This is a genomic window from Knoellia aerolata DSM 18566 (assembly GCF_000768695.1).
Lineage (GTDB): Bacteria > Actinomycetota > Actinomycetes > Actinomycetales > Dermatophilaceae > Knoellia > Knoellia aerolata.
In genome coordinates, this window is record NZ_AVPL01000033.1 from 1 (window position 1) to 15,940 (window position 15,940).

At 72.3% G+C, this 15,940-nt stretch carries 16 protein-coding genes; 4 read left to right on the top strand and 12 right to left on the bottom strand.

The window, feature by feature from the left end; all coding sequences use genetic code 11:
• Positions 1 to 125: 125 nt before the first annotated feature.
• The 11 genes from N801_RS12080 to N801_RS12130 form a co-directional block, all read right to left on the bottom strand.
• On the bottom strand, positions 126 to 1,010 hold the full coding sequence (locus N801_RS12080) for an iron-sulfur binding domain-containing protein (RefSeq protein ID WP_245618421.1): 885 nt from the start codon (positions 1,008 to 1,010) through the stop codon (positions 126 to 128).
• A gap of 45 nt (positions 1,011 to 1,055) precedes the next feature.
• Entirely contained in the window at positions 1,056 to 2,108 is a 1,053-nt protein-coding gene (gene disA, locus N801_RS12085; protein WP_035938154.1) for a DNA integrity scanning diadenylate cyclase DisA, read from the bottom strand.
• A gap of 133 nt (positions 2,109 to 2,241) precedes the next feature.
• The gene (gene radA, locus N801_RS12090) at positions 2,242 to 3,651 is read right to left on the bottom strand and encodes a DNA repair protein RadA (RefSeq protein ID WP_035938120.1); all 1,410 of its coding nucleotides are present in this window, start codon (positions 3,649 to 3,651) and stop codon (positions 2,242 to 2,244) included.
• Between the two features lie 10 nt (positions 3,652 to 3,661).
• Positions 3,662 to 4,804, bottom strand: a complete 1,143-nt coding sequence (locus tag N801_RS12095) for an MFS transporter (RefSeq protein ID WP_052112931.1) — start codon at positions 4,802 to 4,804, stop codon at positions 3,662 to 3,664.
• Between the two features lie 212 nt (positions 4,805 to 5,016).
• Positions 5,017 to 5,463, bottom strand: a complete 447-nt coding sequence (gene rplI / locus N801_RS12100; protein WP_035938121.1) for a 50S ribosomal protein L9 — start codon at positions 5,461 to 5,463, stop codon at positions 5,017 to 5,019.
• Positions 5,464 to 5,499: 36 nt separating this feature from the next.
• A complete protein-coding gene (gene rpsR, locus N801_RS12105; protein ID WP_035904052.1) occupies positions 5,500 to 5,736 on the bottom strand; it encodes a 30S ribosomal protein S18 in 237 nt (78 codons plus the stop codon).
• Positions 5,737 to 5,824: 88 nt separating this feature from the next.
• Positions 5,825 to 6,448 (bottom strand): single-stranded DNA-binding protein, encoded by a 624-nt coding sequence (locus tag N801_RS12110; RefSeq protein WP_035938123.1) that lies wholly within the window; start codon positions 6,446 to 6,448, stop codon positions 5,825 to 5,827.
• A gap of 86 nt (positions 6,449 to 6,534) precedes the next feature.
• Positions 6,535 to 6,822, bottom strand: a complete 288-nt coding sequence (gene rpsF / locus N801_RS12115) for a 30S ribosomal protein S6 (RefSeq protein WP_035938125.1) — start codon at positions 6,820 to 6,822, stop codon at positions 6,535 to 6,537.
• A gap of 138 nt (positions 6,823 to 6,960) precedes the next feature.
• A complete protein-coding gene (locus N801_RS12120; RefSeq protein ID WP_052112933.1) occupies positions 6,961 to 8,211 on the bottom strand; it encodes a glycosyltransferase family protein in 1,251 nt (416 codons plus the stop codon).
• A gap of 3 nt (positions 8,212 to 8,214) precedes the next feature.
• Positions 8,215 to 10,428 (bottom strand): transglycosylase domain-containing protein, encoded by a 2,214-nt coding sequence (locus tag N801_RS12125; protein WP_052112934.1) that lies wholly within the window; start codon positions 10,426 to 10,428, stop codon positions 8,215 to 8,217.
• 120 nt (positions 10,429 to 10,548) lie between these two features.
• A complete protein-coding gene (locus N801_RS12130; protein WP_245618423.1) occupies positions 10,549 to 11,526 on the bottom strand; it encodes a helix-turn-helix transcriptional regulator in 978 nt (325 codons plus the stop codon).
• Here N801_RS12130 and N801_RS12135 point away from each other — a divergent pair.
• The 3 genes from N801_RS12135 (at position 11,495) to N801_RS12145 (ending at position 14,438) form a co-directional block, all read left to right on the top strand.
• A complete protein-coding gene (locus N801_RS12135) occupies positions 11,495 to 12,322 on the top strand; it encodes an alpha/beta fold hydrolase (RefSeq protein ID WP_245618425.1) in 828 nt (275 codons plus the stop codon). The genes N801_RS12130 and N801_RS12135 overlap by 32 nt on opposite strands.
• Before the next feature lie 329 nt (positions 12,323 to 12,651).
• The gene (locus N801_RS12140) at positions 12,652 to 13,242 is read left to right on the top strand and encodes a PadR family transcriptional regulator (protein WP_035938129.1); all 591 of its coding nucleotides are present in this window, start codon (positions 12,652 to 12,654) and stop codon (positions 13,240 to 13,242) included.
• A gap of 104 nt (positions 13,243 to 13,346) precedes the next feature.
• The gene (locus tag N801_RS12145; protein ID WP_035938131.1) at positions 13,347 to 14,438 is read left to right on the top strand and encodes an inositol-3-phosphate synthase; all 1,092 of its coding nucleotides are present in this window, start codon (positions 13,347 to 13,349) and stop codon (positions 14,436 to 14,438) included.
• 112 nt (positions 14,439 to 14,550) lie between these two features.
• On the opposite strand, the gene N801_RS19825 is transcribed toward N801_RS12145, so the two are convergent.
• The gene (locus N801_RS19825) at positions 14,551 to 15,396 is read right to left on the bottom strand and encodes a zinc ribbon domain-containing protein (RefSeq protein ID WP_052112936.1); all 846 of its coding nucleotides are present in this window, start codon (positions 15,394 to 15,396) and stop codon (positions 14,551 to 14,553) included.
• A gap of 321 nt (positions 15,397 to 15,717) precedes the next feature.
• Between N801_RS19825 and N801_RS12155 the strand changes: the two genes are divergently transcribed.
• A complete protein-coding gene (locus N801_RS12155; RefSeq protein WP_035938133.1) occupies positions 15,718 to 15,933 on the top strand; it encodes a biotin/lipoyl-binding carrier protein in 216 nt (71 codons plus the stop codon).
• Positions 15,934 to 15,940: the final 7 nt, after the last annotated feature.

Below are 15,940 nucleotides of genomic sequence, written 5' to 3' on the forward strand. Positions count from 1 at the left end.
CTTGCGCCCGGCGTGCCCGGTGTGCCCGGCGTCGGGCGTCGGGGCGGGGTCGGGCGTCGGCTCGGGTGCGGGGGCGGGCCCGGTCCGGTCGTGGTCGCCCGGGCTCGTGCCGTCGCCGGGGTGGCTCACGCCGACGCCTCCGTGAGGCCCGGCAGGGCGAACCGGTCACCGGGCACCGGCTCGACCAACCCGTCCTCGATGAGGCCGGCGAGGCACCGGTCGACCTGTGCCTCGTCGTGCGTCGGCGCGAGGTCGGGGCGCGGGACCGCCGTGGGCAGCTCGCGCAGGGTCTGGAGGATGACGCCGCGCACCTGCCGGTCGGTGCCGTGCCACTTCTGCCCCCGTCGAGGCGGACCGTCGTATGCCGGCCGCCCCCCGAGCACCCACGCGCAGCTGCCGCTCACGGGACAGACGTCGCACCGGGGGCTGCGAGCCGTGCACACGAGGGCGCCGAGCTCCATCACCGCGACGTTCCAGGTGGCGGCTGCCTCGTCGTCGTCGGGCAGGAGGTGCCCGGCCAGGGCCACCTCGGCCCGGGTCATCGCCGGCGAGGCCTGAGCCGTGCCGGTGACGGCTCGGGCCTGCACTCGGCGCACGTTGGTGTCGACGACGACCGAGCGGTCCCCGTAGGCGAAGGCCGCGACGGCCGCCGCGGTGTAGTCGCCGATCCCGGGCAGCGCCCGCAGCTCGGTCTGGTCGCGGGGCACCTGTCCATCATGCCGCTCGGTGATGGTGGTCGCGGCCTCATGGAGTCGCAGGGCGCGGCGGGGGTAGCCGAGCCGTCCCCACGCGCGCACCACCTCACCGGGCGACTCGCGCGCGAGGTCGGCCGGTGTGGGCCAGCGCGCCATCCAGTCGCGCCAGATCGGCTCGACCCGCGCGAGCGGGGTCTGCTGCGACATCACCTCCGAGAGCAGGACACCCCAGGGTGAGCACGACGGGTCGCGCCACGGGAGCCGGCGCGCGCGGACGGCATACCAGTCGAGGACGGCCGCATGCAGCGAGGCCACGTCGGGACCCGAGGAGAGCGAAGCACTCACGATGCCCGGTCCCGGTCAGACGTAGCGCTCGAGGATGCTGCTCTCCGCGAGTCGTGACAGGCCCTCGCGGACGAGGCGGGCGCGGCCCTCGCCGACGCCCTCGACGCCCATGAGGTCGTCGACGCCGGCGGCGAGGAGCTTCTGGAGGCTGCCGAAGTGCTCGACGAGACGGTCCACGATGGCCCCGGGCAGGCGCGGCACCTTGCTGAGCATCCGGAAGCCGAGCGGGCTCACCGACGAGTCGAGGGCGTCACCGCCGACGGTGAACCCGAGCGCCTTGGCGCCGGCGACCGGGTCGAGGAGCTCGGTCGCGTCGATGTCGGTGAGGTTGGCGATGGCGTGCTCGAGGTCGGGCTCGCCGCGGGACTCGTGGAGGTAGTCGCGGATGACGAGCCCGAGGTCGTCGGACAGACCTCCGGTGAGCTCCTCGAGCTGGAGGCTGAGCAGTCGGCCGTCGGTGCCGAGCTGGAGGACGTAGTCGCTGATCTCGTCCTTGATCCGGCGCACCATCTCGAGGCGCTGCAGGACGTTGGCGACGTCACGGACGGTGACGAGGTCCTCGATCTCCAGCGCGGACAGGGTGCCGGTGACCTCGTCGAGGCGCTGCTTGTAGCGCTCCAGCGTCTGCAGGGCCTGGTTGGCGCGCGAGAGGATCTGGCTGGAGTCCTCGAGGACGAAGCGGCTGCCGCCGACGTAGAGCGCGACGATGCGCATCGACTGGCTCACCGACACGACGGGGAAGCCGGTCTGCTTGGCGACGCGCTCGGCGGTGCGGTGACGGGTGCCCGACTCGCTCGTCTCGATGCTCGAGTCGGGGACGAGCTGGGTGGCGGCGCGCAGGATCTTGGTGACGTCCCGGTCGCAGACGATGGCGCCGTCCATCTTGGCCAGCTCTCGCAGCCGCGTGGCCGAGAACTCGACGTCGAGCGGGAACCCGCCGGTGGCGATCTCGTCGATGACGCGGTCGGTGCCGAGGACGATGAGGGCGCCGGTGCGACCGCGCAGGATGCGCTCGAGACCGTCCCGCAGCTCCGTCCCGGGGGCGACGGCGGCCAGCGTGGTGCGCATCAGCTCGTCCTCGTGCAGCGGCGTTGCCACGTGGTCCCCTTCGGTGTTCGTCGCAGGTCAGGTTCCCCCGCCTCGCCCGCGAGTCTAACGGCGCGGGTGGACGCTCCGGTCCGCCCTGCGGGTCACGTCCCGGTCACCGGACGGCGGCGGAAAGGGCCGGAGCGGCCGGAGCGGCCGCGACGGTCACGGCCTCGAGGACGGTGGCGACCTCGACCACGCGCATCCCGTCGGGGACCGGCCCACCCCCGACGACCCCTCGGGGCACGATCGCGGTGGTGAACCCCAGCCGGGCGGCCTCGGCGAGCCGCCGGTGCGCGCCCGTGACGGGTCGCAGCTCTCCGGCGAGGCCGACCTCCCCGAACGCGACGGTGCCGGTGGGCAGCGCCTGGTCGGTGAGGGCGCTGGCCAGCGCGAGCGTGAGCGCGAGGTCGGCGGCCGGCTCGGTGATGCGCACGCCACCCACGGTCGAGACGAACACGTCCTTGCGGCCGATGGGCGCCTTGGCGCGGGCGCCGAGCACGGCCAGGATCATCCCGACCCGGGCCGAGTCGAGACCGCTCGTCGCGCGGCGGGGGTTGGGCATCTCGGTCTGGTCGACGAGGGCCTGCACCTCGGTGACGAGGGGGCGGCGGCCCTCGAGGGTCACCGTGACGCAGGTGCCGGGGACGGCGGCGGTGCGGTTGGAGAGGAACAGCCCGCTGGGGTCGGCGAGACCGGTGATGCCGACGTCGGAGAGGTCGAAGCAGCCGACCTCGTCGGTCGGGCCGTAGCGGTTCTTCACGGCGCGCACGAGCCGGAGCCGGCTGTGCCGGTCTCCCTCGAACTGCACGACGACGTCGACGAGGTGCTCGAGCACCCGCGGACCGGCGATGGAGCCGTCCTTGGTGACGTGCCCGACGAGCATCGCGGCGATCCCCCGCGACTTGGCGGTGGCGATGATGCTGGCGGCCACCTCGCGGACCTGCGACACGTTGCCGGCCGCGCCCTCGACGTCGGCGCTGCTGATCGTCTGGACCGAGTCGATGATGACGAGCTCGGGCTGGACCTGGTCGATCTGTCCGAGCACGGTCGCGAGGTCGGTCTCGGACGCGAGGAAGAGGGTGCGGGCCATCGCCTCGATCCGCTCGGCCCGGCTGCGCACCTGCGCCGCCGACTCCTCGCCGCTGATGTAGAGGACGCGCCGCTCGTGGCCCGGCTCGCCACCCCGGGCGGCCCGGCCGGCGACGTCGAGCAGGAGCGTGGACTTGCCGATGCCCGGCTCCCCCGCGACGAGCACCACCGCGCCGGGGACGAGCCCACCGCCGAGCACGCGGTCGAACTCGGGGACCCCGGTCGGGCGCGCCTGCGCGCGGGTGACGTCGACCTCGCCGATGGGGACGGCGGGGCGCTCGACGCTCTTGGCGGCGGTCGTCCTCGCGCTGACGGCGCCGACCTCGGTCACCGACCCCCAGGCCTGGCACTCGCCGCAGCGACCGACCCACTTGACCGTCGTCCACCCGCACTCCGTGCACCGGTATGCCGGTCTCGTGCCCTTCGCTGCCATGCGGGCCAACCTAGGCGAGCCGACCGACAGGGTGGGGACGCAGGGCGTGGCCGGCGGCCAGCGCGAGCGATCCTGCGGCGCAGGCGAGCCAGAGCGGACCCACCCCGGCGGCGAGCAGGGGGGCGCCGACGAGGGGTGCCACGACGCTCGCGACACCCCAGGACAGGCCGAACACCGTCATGACGGCGGCGCCCAGACCCGGTCCACCCATCCGCGCCGCGGTGGCCTGGTAGGTGCCGAGGAGCAGAGAGCCGCTGGCCCCCTCGAGGACCGCGCCGAGGACCAGACCGGCGAGGTCGCCGGTCGCCCACATCGCCAGACCCGCGGCGAGCATCACGTGCCCGACGACGAGGGCGGTCGCAGGCGGCATCCGCGTCTCGAGGCGGGAGAGCACTCGCTGCGCCGCGATGGCCGCGGCAGCGGCGACGGCCAGGACCCAGCCGGTGGTCGACGTCGAGTGCCCGGCCCGGTCGACGGCCAGCGGCAGCATGAAGACGATGACCATGACGAGGGTCGCGTGGGCGGTGCCGATGCCGGTCCACACGAGGAGCCGCCGGGACAGGGCGGCGCGCCACGGCGAGTGGTGGCGCTCGGCCCGGGCGGACGGGAGCAGGACGACGGCCGCCCCGGCGGCCAGGACGCTCGACACGGCGTCGCAGACGAAGATGGCCGAGACGCCCCACCGTCCGAGCAGCGCCGCGAGCAGTCCGGAGACGACGCCGGCGACCGCGAGGGTCGACCACAGGAGGGCGAACGCGGAGGCCTGCCTCGGAGCCGCCACGGCCTCGGCGATGATCGCCTGCGTCGCGGGTTCGATGAGCTCGTAGGCCAGGCCCAGGACGAGCACCGACCCGACGACGACCGGGACGGTGTCGCCCACGCCGATCCCGAGCAGGGCGGCCGCGCAGGACAGCAGGCCGAGCACGACGGTCCACCGGGCCCCGAGCCGGGTCGCGAGGACGCCGCCGAGGATGCGGCTCGGGATGGTGCAGGCACCGAAGACGGCGAGCACGACGCCGACCGACGACAGGGACATGCCGAGGTCGCGGGCGAGCCGCAGGCCGAGGAAGCTCATCCCGAACCCGCCGAGCCGGTTGACGACCCGCACGGCGACGACGGCGCGCAGCACCGAGGTCGGGTGGGTCAGCGGCACGGCGCGACCCTACGCGTGCGCACCGACGACCCGCGCCACGGCGCACGTCCCGCGTCCCTGCCGCCCTCGCTGGTCCATGTCGCTCTCGCCGGTCCATGCCGCCCCAGGGCCATGCCTGAACGGGAACGACGTGGTCGGTCGGGACCTGCAGGAGACGCGACAGCGCCCCGGCTCGCAGGGCGAGTCGGGGCGCTGTCGGCGAGCGGGCTTCGTCAGCCGGCGACGACGTTGAGCGTCACCTTGGCCTGCACCTCGGGGTGCAGGCGGACGAGGGCCTCGTGGGCACCCGTGCTCTTGATCGGGGTCGGGACCTCGATCTTGCGCTTGTCGAGCTCCGTGCCGATCGCGGCCTTGACCGCGGCCGCGATGTCGGCCGAGGAGACGGCACCGAAGAGGCGTCCCTCCTTGCCGGCGTGCGCGGGGACCGTGACGGGCTTCGACTCGAGGTTGCCCTTGATCGACTTCGCCTCCTCGAGCGACTTCACCTCGCGGACCTCGCGGCCCTTGGCGATGGAGTCGACCTGCTTCTGTCCGCCCTTGGTCCACGCCGTCGCGAGTCCGCGACGGAAGAGGAAGTTGCGGGCGTAGCCGTCCTTGACGTCGACGACGTCACCGGCGGTACCGAGGCTCGAGACCTCGTGCGTGAGAATCACCTTCATGTTTCAGCTCCTCCTTCTGGTGCTTCGGTCGCCGCGTCAGCGGGACGAGCTGGAGTAGGGAAGGAGCGCCATCTCACGGGCGTTCTTGACCGCGTTGGCGATCAGACGCTGCTCCTGGACGGACACGCCGGTCACCCGACGAGCGCGGATCTTGCCGCGGTCGGAGATGAACTTGCGCAGCAGCGCCGTGTCCTTGTAGTCGATGTTCTCGACCTTCGCCGCCTTGAGCGGGTTGGCCTTCTTCTTGGGCTTGCGCACAACTGGCTTGGCCATCGTGGTGCTCTCCTTCTGCTGAGCTCTTCAGCGGATGAGCCCTGGTCTCCCAGGGATGGTGTGGAACGGTGGAGTGTTGAGCTGTGGCTCAGAAGGGGGGCTCGTCGTAGGCCGGAGCGTTGCCCCAGCCTCCCTGACCACCCTGCTGACCACCTGCAGGCTGGCCGCCCTGCGGCGCGCCACCCTGTGACGAGCCGCCGGCCGACTGACCGCCGGCAGGCTGGTTCCAGCCGCCGCCCTGGCCGCCCTGCGAGCCCCCACCCGAAGGTGCGGATCCGCCGGTCGCCCACGGGTCCTGCTGGGCGCCGCCGCCGTCGCCGCCGAAGCCGCCACCGCCGCCGCCACCGCGTGAGGTCTTGTTGACCTTGGCGGTCGCGTACTTCATCGAGGGGCCGACCTCGTCGACGTCCATCTCGATGACGGTGCGCTTCTCGCCCTCCTTGGTCTCGTACGAACGAGACTTCAGGCGACCGGTGACGATGACCCGCGTGCCCCGGGCGAGGGACTCGGCGACGTTCTCGGCAGCGTCACGCCAGACCGAGCAGCGCATGAACAGCGTCTCGCCGTCCTTCCACTCGTTGCTGGCCTTGTCGAACGTGCGCGGCGTGGAGGCCACGGTGAAGTTCGCGACGGCAGCACCCGAGGGGGTGAAGCGCAGCTCGGGGTCACCGGTGAGGTTCCCGACGATCGTGAGGACGGTCTCGCCTGCCATGGATCAGATCCCTTTGGTCTGTGAGCGGTGAAGCGGTTTCAGGGTGCGCCGTGGGGCGCGGTCAGCGTGGAACGCTGTGACGAGAGTCAGGCAGCGGGACGAAGGAGCTTCGTCCGCATGATCGACTCGTTGAGCCCGAGCTGACGGTCCAGCTCCTTGGCGGTGGCCGGCTCCGAGGTGAAGCGGACGACGGCGTAGATGCCCTCGGCCTTCTTCTTGATCTCGTAGGCCAGACGACGGCGGCCCCAGATGTCGACGTTGTCGACGGTGCCCCCGTCCTTGGTGATGACGGTGAGGAACTTGTCGAGCGACGGCTGGACCGTGCGGTCGTCGAGCTCCGGGTCGAGGATGACCATGAGTTCGTACTGACGCATGCGTTAACCCGCCTCCTTCGGTCTGAACGGTCACGGTCTCTCCGTGACAGGAGGGTATGCAGCGCTGCCGACACCGCCGTGGAGTTGTCCACAGGGCACAGGCAACGTCGCCAAGGGTACCGGCAGGACGGCATACGGCTAAATCCGGGCCGCCCCCACCTCCGGGACCGGCTCCGGCACCCCCCGGGGGTCGTCCTCGTCGCCGACGGACGGCCCGGTCGCCGTCTGCCACGCCCGCGACGCGAGGTACACGACGGCGGCCACGCGCAGGAGGAGGGCCAGCGCGTACCAGCTCGGCGGCAGCGACCGGTTCGCGTCCCGGAGCCCGGCGAGGTAGAGCCAGACCGCGACGAAGTGGATGCCCTCCGCGAGCGCCCACACGAGGTGGTCGCGCCAGCGCAGCCCGGCCAGCGCCACGAGCGGGACGAGCCAGAGCGAGGACTGCACGGGGAAGGAGCGCCCGCTGACGAGGACGACCGCGACGACGACGAGCGCCACCGCGCCGAGTCGTGGCGTGCGCGGCGCCCCGAGCACGAGCACGCCCGCGAGCACCACCGCGAGGGCGACCCCGAGCACGCCGAGGACGGTGAGCGTCGTCGGCGACCACGCGTTCCCGTCGAGGGTCGGGAGGTACCAGACCGAGCCCAGCCCGGCGCCGTTCTCGAACGACGCCGCCCACGCTCGCGTCACCGTCGACGGCGAGGTGAGGAGCAGCGGTCCGGCGACGACGGCCACCACGCCCAGCGCTCCGCCGGCGACACCGACCAGCTCACGCTCCCGGCCGGTGCGCCACGCGTGCATCGCCACGACGACCAGGAGCAGCGCCGGGTAGGTGCGGGCCATCACCCCGGCACCGAGCAGCGCCCCTGCCAGCACGGGGTGACGGCGGCTCCACGCCCACAGCCCGCCCGTGGCGAGCACGACACCGAGCAGGTCGGGCGACAGCAGGAGGGTGAGCGCGGCGACGGGCGCGAGGGCGACCTGGAGCGGGTCGACGTCGCGATGACCCGGGCTCGTGCGCACCCACCAGGCCATGAGGACCAGGGCGGCGACGGCGAGCAGCGCCCACAGCCCGAGCACCCAGCGCTGCGTCGCCAGCGCGCCGCTCCCGGGTGCCAGACCCGCGACGAGGGAGACGACCGCGCCGGTCAGCGGCGGGTGGTCGAGCGGGACGTCACCCGCGAAGAAGGCCCGGACCCCCCGGTCGGCGCCGCTGGTCTGCACCGAGACCGCGAGGTCGGAGTAGCAGAAGCGCCAGAACGGCTCCTGCCCTCCCCACCCCCGCTCCAGGCAGGGCCCCTGCCTCCAGACGGAGGCGAGCACCGGCAGCGCGGCGAGCAGGGCGACGGGAGCGAAGGCCGCCGCCGCGCCGCCACGCCGCACGGGCACGGGTCAGCCCTGGGGCTCGTCGCCGGTCGAGGGCGTCGGTCCGGGGAGGGTGGGCACGGGAACGGTCGGCTTGCCGGGCTTGGTCTTCGTCGGTTCCGGGGTGGGCTCGGGTTGGACCGTCGGCGTCGGCGTCGGCGTCGGTTCGGACGTCCGGGTCGGCGTCGGCTCCGGTGCCCGGGTCGTCGGCCTCGGGGTGTCACCGGTGTTGCCGCCGGTGCTCTGGGGCCGCTGGGTCTGCTTGGGAGCGGCGTCCTTGTTGATGTACGCGGGCTCCGGGAACTTCAGCTTCTCCATGCCCTCGGTGGCGACGCGCATGTAGTCGGTCCAGAGCCGGACCGGGATGGTGCCACCGGTGATGGCGCCCCACCCGGGGACGTCGTCCATCTGGTTCTCCTCCTTGACCGACCCGTCGCCCTTGTACATCCCGACGGCGGTCGCCAGCTGCGGGGTGAACCCGTCGAACCAGGCGGAGTAGTTGTCGCTCGACGTCCCGGTCTTGCCGGCCGCCTCACGGTCGAGCCGGTCGCCGGCGTACTCGCCGCTGCCCCGCTCCACGACCTGCTGCATGGAGTAGACGACGTCGGAGACGAGGTCCTCGTCGAAGACACGCTTGGTGACCGGCTTCGCCTTGAAGTCGAACGAGTCGTCGGTCGAGGCGACCTCCTTGACGTAGTACGGCGTCGCCCTGACCCCCTTCGCGGCGAGCGTGGCGTAGGCGTTGGCCATGTCGATGACCTTGACGCTGTCGCTGCCGAGGACGTTGGCGTAGTTGGCATTGAGCTTGGTCGTGATGCCGGCCGCCGCTGCGGCCGCTGCCGTCTTCTTCGGGGTGGCGATGATGTTGAGGCGGGCGAAGATGGTGTTGACCGAGTTGGCCGTGGCCTGCGGGACGGTGAGCCGGCCCCAGTCGCGGTTGTTGAAGTTCCGTACGCCCCCGCGGCGGTTGAAGTCGGTCTCGCCGGCGGGGTTCTCGAACTCGTCGAAGTACTGCGGGCTGGAGCCGTCGAAGCTGTTGCGGATGCTTACGTCACCGCTCTGCAGGGCGGCGATCAGGGTGAAGACCTTGAAGACCGACCCGGCCTGCATCGTCGCGTCGGTGGCGGTGTTGAACTGGTTCTTGGCGTAGTCGGCGCCGCCGTACAGCGCCTGGACCGCACCGTCGCCCGGCTTGATCGAGACCAGCCCGACCTTGAGCCCGGTCGCACCCTCCGGCATGCGGTTGTCCACCGCGTCCACCGCGGCCTGCTGCTTGGGCTTGTCGATCGTCGTCGTGATCCGCAGGCCACCGCTGGAGATGTCGGCCTCGGTGAGCTTGACCTTCTTGGACAGCTCGTCCTTGACGAGCTGGACGATGTAGCCGTTCGGGCCGGCCGCCGACGGCGCCTGGTAGGGGATGAACTTCGGGAAGACGGCGGCGGTGCGCTGCTGCGGCGTGAGCCAGCCCTGCGCGACCATCGCGTCGAGGATGTAGCTCGAGCGGGTCTGCGCGTTCTTGGTCTGCTCGGTTCCGAGGCGGGGGTCGTAGAACGACGGCCCGCGGATGGCGGAGGCGAGGAAGGCTCCCTCGGCCGGCGTGATCTTGGAGACGTCCTTGCCGAAGTAGGCCTTCGAGGCGGTCTGGATCCCGTAGGCGCCGCGGCCGTAGTAGATCGTGTTGAGGTAGTTCTCGAGGATCTGGTCCTTGGACTGCTGGCCGTCGATCTTCACCGAGATGAGGATCTCGCGCGCCTTGCGCTGCAGCGTCCGGTCCTGGCTGAGGAAGTAGTTCTTGACGTACTGCTGGGTGATCGTCGACCCGCCCTGCGTCGCCTGGCCACCCTTGACCGCGACCCACACCGCGCGCGCGATGCCGGTCGGGGAGATGCCCTTGTTCTCGTAGAAGTTGCGGTCCTCCGCGGCGAGCATGGCCCGTTGGACGTGGATCGGGACCTGGGCGAGCTTGACCGACTCGCGGTTGTACTCGGAGATCCGGGCGAGCTCGGACTTGCCGTCGGAGAAGTAGACGACGGAGGTCTGCGCGGTCGCGACCTCGTTGGGCTTGGGCACGTCGGTCATCGCGTAGGCGACGCCCAGACCGGCCACGCCGAGCACGAACAGCGCGAGCAGCGTCCACAGGATCCGACGGGGCCACGAGCGGCGGTTGCCGCCCTTGGACCGCTTGGCGGGGGTCTCGCGGCGGCGGTTGGCCTCGGCGCGGGATCGGGATGTGGAGCTCATGAAGGACTTTCGGGACGACCGGTGCGGGCAGGGCGGCACGCCCCTATCACGCGGGTCGGCCGCATCCAGTATGACGTGCCGAACCTGAGAGCCGTGCTCAGGGAACTCTCAGGTGAGCTCTCAGGTGCTCCGCGCGACGGCGGCCGTGAGCTGGGCGCTGACGGTCCGAGCCTCCGCGAGGAGGGCGTCTCCGCCCTCGATCCGGAACGGCACGGGGACCCGGGCCAGCCATTCGCGGACGTACATCGCCGGGTTGCTCGTGCTGCCCTCCAGGACACACCCGACCGTATGCCGTCCGAGCCGTCCCATGGCCGGGTGCACCCACCGCTCGACCTCCTCCACCGCGGCCTCGAAGACGACGCGGGTCTCGTGCTCCCACCCCACGCCGAGATGCTGCTCGAGCGCGGCGACCGGGTCGAGGTCGGCCGGCCGGTCGAACTGCTCGTGGAGCGTCTCGACGGCCCGCACCCGGTCGATCCGGTAGGTGCGCACGGCCCCGGCCCGGTGTGAGTGGCACAGGAGGTACCACCGCGTGTGCCGCACGACCACGGCCCACGGGTCGGTGGTGTCCTCCCACGTGGACCCGGAGTCGCTCGCGTAGGTGAGCCGGACCCGGCGCTCCTGGGCGCTCGCGGAGACCAGCGCGCTGGTCGTCGTCGGGTCGGGCCGGCTGGGGTGCCGGTCCGGGGCCGCGGAGGCGTGGTCGCGCAGGGCGGTCGCCTCGCGGGCGGCGCCTCGAGGCAGGGCGCGCACGACCTTGTCGAGGGCCGAGCCGACGTCGTCCGCGCCGCCGGACGTCGCGGCGCTCGGGTGGCTGTCGATGACGGCCATCACGAGGCTGAGCGCCTCGGTCTCGGTGAAGACGACAGGGGCGAGCGCGGCGCCGCGCCCGAGCGCGTAGCCGCCGTGCGGTCCCCGCGTCGACACGACGGGTATGCCGGCCTCGCGCAGGATCGCGACGTGCCGCCGGGACGCGCGCTCGCTCACCCCGAGGCGGCGGGCCAGCTCGGCGGCGGTCACCCCCGGACGGTTCTGGAGGATCTCGAGGGTGCGCAGCGCTCGCGCGGTGGGGCTGATCTCGCCGGGCACGGAGGTCACGAGGACACGCTCGCACGACCGGACGGCATACCGGAAGGGGTTCGTCCGGATCGCCTCCTACGGTGGCGGGATCAGGAGCGACGACCACCACCCCAAGGAGATCGACATGCACCTCGTCCTCATCGGCGGACTCTGGCTCGACGCGGCGGCGTGGGACGCCGTCGTCCCCGAGATCGATGCGCTCGGCCACACGGCCGTGCCGGTCCAGCTGCCCGGCCAGGGTGACGGCTCTGCGAGCGCGACCCTCGCCGACCAGGTGGCGGCGGTCGTCGCCGCCGTGGACGCGGCTTCCACTCCCGTCGTGGTCGTCGGGCACTCCGCGGCGTGCAGCCTCGCCTGGGCGGCCGCCGACGCCCGCCCGGACGCGGTCGCCTCGGTCGTCTTCATCGGGGGGTTCCCGGTCGCCGACGGTCAGACCTACGCCGACTTCTTCGAGCCGACCGGGGACGCCGTGCCGTTCCCCGGTTGGGAGACCTTCGCCGGACCGAACTCCGACGACCTGGATGACGAGGCGAGGGCACGGTTCGACGCCCTCGCGGTCCCGGTGCCGGTGGCGGTGACCCGAGGGGTCGTCCACCTGCGCGACGAGCGGCGCTACGCGATCCCCTCGGTGCTCGTCTGTCCCGAGTTCTCGCCGGCGCAGGCCCGGGAGTGGATCGACAGCGGCGACGTCCCCGAGCTCGCCCGGATCCCCCACCTCGAGCTCGTCGACATCGACTCCGGCCACTGGCCGATGTTCACCCAGCCGCGCCGCCTCGCCGAGCTCCTCGTGGCGTCGGTTCCGACCACGGGCTGAGCCCTCCCCCACACACCTGCTCGATCGGCGCTGTGCACTGCTGCGCTGAGCCGCAGCAACGCACACTCCCCCGGCCCGCGCTGTGCACTGCTGCGCTGAGCCGCAGCAACGCACACTCCCCCGGGCCCGCGCTGTGCACTGCTGCGCTGGGCCGCAGCAGTGCACAGCGGCGAGCTCTGCTGCGCTGGGGCGCAGCAGTGCACAGCGGCTCGCGGGGAGGTACTGGGCGTCGGGATGTATCGGGGCGATATAGCCATCAGGTACAGTTCGGGTGACAAAGGCTGACTTTGTCAGTGACGAAACCCGGACGAGAGCGAGGTGGTGCGGCGATGAGCAAGCGCTCCCAGCTGCTCGACTTCGCGCTCCTCGGGCTGCTCCACGACGGCCCGACGCACGGCTACGAGCTGCGCCGCCGGCTCAACGAGGCGCTCGGCGCGTTCCGCGCGCTGTCCTACGGGACGCTCTACCCGGCCCTGTCGGGCCTGCTCGAGCGGGGCCTCATCGCCCAGCAGGCGCCGCCGTCCACCTCGGCCGCTCCGGCGACGACCGGGACCCGGTCCCCCGGACGCAACCGGATCGTCTACGAGATCACCCCGGCGGGCAAGGAGGCGTTCGAGGAGGCCGCTCGGCGCACCGACACCGCGGCCTACGACGACGACGGCTTCGGTGTCCGCCTGGCCTTCTTCGCCCGCACCGAGGCCGACGTGCGGATGCGCATCCTCGAGGGACGGCGCTCGCGGGTGCAGGAGCAGCTCGAGACCGTCCGTGAGAACTCCGAGCGCGGCCGGGAGCGCCTCGACTCCTGGACAGCGGCGCTCCAGCGCCATGGCGAGGAGAGCACCGAGCGCGAGGTGCGCTGGCTCACCGAGCTCATCGACGCCGAGCGCCGCCACCCCACCGACCCCGGCCCCCAGCCGTAGCCGGCCCACCCGAACCACCCCCATCAACCCGAGGGCCCCAGGCGCACGCCGCGGACCCCGCCGCAGGACAGACAGCACCACACCATCACCGAAGGAGCACCACCATGGGATCGATCCGCGTCGCCATCGTCGGAGTCGGCAACTGCGCGAGCTCGCTCGTGCAGGGAGTCGAGTACTACAAGGACGCTGACGCCACGGCGACAGTGCCCGGCCTCATGCACGTCACGTTCGGCGACTACCACGTGAGCGACGTCGAGTTCGTCGCCGCGTTCGACGTCGACGACAAGAAGGTCGGCAAGGACCTCGCCGAGGCCATCAACGCCTCCGAGAACAACACCATCAAGATCGCCGACGTCCCCACCACCGGCATCGAGGTCCAGCGCGGCCACACCCTCGACGGGATCGGCAAGTACTACGCGCTCACCATCGACGAGTCCCCGGCCGAGCCGGTCGACGTCGTCCAGGTGCTCAAGGACGCCAAGGTCGACGTGCTCGTCTCCTACCTGCCGGTGGGCTCCGAGGCGGCCGACAAGTTCTACGCGCAGTGCGCCATCGACGCCAAGGTCGCCTTCGTCAACGCCCTCCCCGTCTTCATCGCCTCCGACCCCGAGTGGGCCAAGAAGTTCGAGGACGCCGGCGTCCCGGTCATCGGTGACGACATCAAGAGCCAGGTCGGCGCGACCATCACGCACCGCGTCATGGCCAAGCTGTTCGAGGACCGCGGCGTCACGCTCGACCGGACCTACCAGCTCAACGTCGGCGGCAACATGGACTTCAAGAACATGCTCGAGCGCGAGCGCCTCGAGTCCAAGAAGGTCTCCAAGACCCAGGCCGTCACGTCCAACCTCACCGGCTCGCTCGCCGGGCTGACCGACAGCCGCAACGTCCACATCGGCCCGTCCGACTACGTCGCCTGGCTCGACGACCGCAAGTGGGCCTACGTCCGCCTCGAGGGTCGCGCCTTCGGTGACGTGCCGCTGAGCCTGGAGTACAAGCTCGAGGTCTGGGACTCCCCCAACTCGGCCGGGATCATCATCGACGCCATCCGTGCGGCGAAGATCGCCAAGGACCGTGGCATCGGCGGCGCGCTCATCAGCGCCTCGTCCTACCTCATGAAGTCCCCGCCCGTGCAGCGCGAGGACACCGAGGGCCGCACCAAGCTCGAGGCGTTCATCGCGGGCACCGAGGAGCGCTGACCCGGCGCTCCGCACCCGCACCTCGTGCGCAGAACACCGCCGGGCCCCCGATCTCCGGGGTCCGGCGGTGTTCTGTGCGCCGTCGGTCGCGGCGGCCAGGTGTCGAGGGGGGTCAGGCGGCGGTGAGAACGACGACCGCACCGGTCGTGGAGGTGCAGCGCACCGGCTCACCGCCGTCGCAGCTCAGCGAGTACCACTTCTTCGTCACCGGGCTGAACGCCCGCAGACTCGTCGCGTCGCCCGGCGTCCCCGCCTTGCGGTATGCCGTCCGTACGGCTCCCGCGAACTCGCAGGACGTCCGCTCGGTGCCGGCGTACGCGGTCGCGACCGCGTCGTCGCCACTCGTCGAGCACCGGGTCGCGTCGACGCGCACGGGACCGTCCGACTCCGTGGCCTCGTCGGACGGCGACGGGGAGGCCGACGGCGTGGCGGACGGCGAGGGGGCGGTCGCACTCGTGCCCGGCTCCGTCCCGCCCTCCGAGGGTGTCGTCGCTCCCGCGCCGGCCGACGGAGCCTCCGTGCCAGCGCCGGCCGAGGCGTCGGAGGACGCGCCCGCGGTCACGCTGGGCGCGGGCGAGCCGGTGAGGCGGGTCAGGGCGAACGTGCCGAGGACGGTGAGCATGACGAAGGTCGCGACCATGGCCACGATGCTGCTCCGCGAGTGCGACCGGGCCCGGTCCGGCTCGGACGCCGGTGCGTTCGGCGGCAGCGCCGCGACCCGCGGCAGCTCCGCGGTCCGGGCGAGGTCCGCGGTCCGGCCGAGGTCGGCGTGCGCGCCGCGGTCGACGTGCGTGCCCCTGTCCGCGTGGTCCTGGCCAGCCGGGGACGGGTCGCGCAGGGGCACGGGCGGCAGGTCGACGCCGACCCCGAGCAGGGACGCGAGCTCGACCCGGGAGCCGCAGCGCGAGCAGTAGGCGGCGTCGGTGGAGAGGGCGGTTCCGCACGAGGGGCAGGGCATGTCAGGGTCCTTCAGGGGTGGGGCCGGCACCGCGTGGGTACCCGAGCAAGCCGTCCACGGTAACGGCCCTTACCGGGCCGAGTCGAAACGCGAGACGTCGGCACACCGCCGCCCCCGGGCGTGCGCCACCCTGGTGCGACCACGTCCGCGCAGGTCAGCTGGCGTGGACGTCAGGGACGGAGAACACGTCGCGTCCCACGCGATCCCGGGCACGCGCCGGGCGCGCGGCAGCCCTCACGCCCCGCCGCAGCGACGTGCCCCTGTGCCGTGACCCGCAGCCGGAAGGCGGGTTACCGGTGCGTAGTCGGTACGGTCGGGCGTATGCCGCACCACGTCGTCTCCGACCTCGTCGCCAACGTCCTCAGCATCGCCGTCCACGTCGGCGACACCGTCGAGGTGGGCACCGAGATCGCCCTGCTCGAGTCGATGAAGATGGAGATCCCCGTGCTCACCGAGCAGGCAGGCACGGTGAGCGAGGTCAAGGTCGAGGTCGGCGACGTCGTCCAGGAGGGCGACATCCTCGCGGTCATCGACTGACGAGCAT

Excerpts from the sequence above, each read along its gene's own strand:
- disA (WP_035938154.1), bottom strand. The coding sequence starts at position 2,108 with ATGCGCACCACGCTGGCCGCCGTCGCCCCCGGGACGGAGCTGCGGGAC.
- radA (WP_035938120.1), bottom strand. The coding sequence starts at position 3,651 with ATGGCAGCGAAGGGCACGAGACCGGCATACCGGTGCACGGAGTGCGGG.
- rplI (WP_035938121.1), bottom strand. The coding sequence starts at position 5,463 with ATGAAGGTGATTCTCACGCACGAGGTCTCGAGCCTCGGTACCGCCGGT.
- rpsR (WP_035904052.1), bottom strand. The coding sequence starts at position 5,736 with ATGGCCAAGCCAGTTGTGCGCAAGCCCAAGAAGAAGGCCAACCCGCTC.
- N801_RS12110 (WP_035938123.1), bottom strand. The coding sequence starts at position 6,448 with ATGGCAGGCGAGACCGTCCTCACGATCGTCGGGAACCTCACCGGTGAC.
- rpsF (WP_035938125.1), bottom strand. The coding sequence starts at position 6,822 with ATGCGTCAGTACGAACTCATGGTCATCCTCGACCCGGAGCTCGACGAC.
- N801_RS12125 (WP_052112934.1), bottom strand. The coding sequence starts at position 10,428 with ATGAGCTCCACATCCCGATCCCGCGCCGAGGCCAACCGCCGCCGCGAG.
- N801_RS12140 (WP_035938129.1), top strand. The coding sequence starts at position 12,652 with ATGAGCAAGCGCTCCCAGCTGCTCGACTTCGCGCTCCTCGGGCTGCTC.
- N801_RS12145 (WP_035938131.1), top strand. The coding sequence starts at position 13,347 with ATGGGATCGATCCGCGTCGCCATCGTCGGAGTCGGCAACTGCGCGAGC.
- N801_RS19825 (WP_052112936.1), bottom strand. The coding sequence starts at position 15,396 with ATGCCCTGCCCCTCGTGCGGAACCGCCCTCTCCACCGACGCCGCCTAC.
- N801_RS12155 (WP_035938133.1), top strand. The coding sequence starts at position 15,718 with ATGCCGCACCACGTCGTCTCCGACCTCGTCGCCAACGTCCTCAGCATC.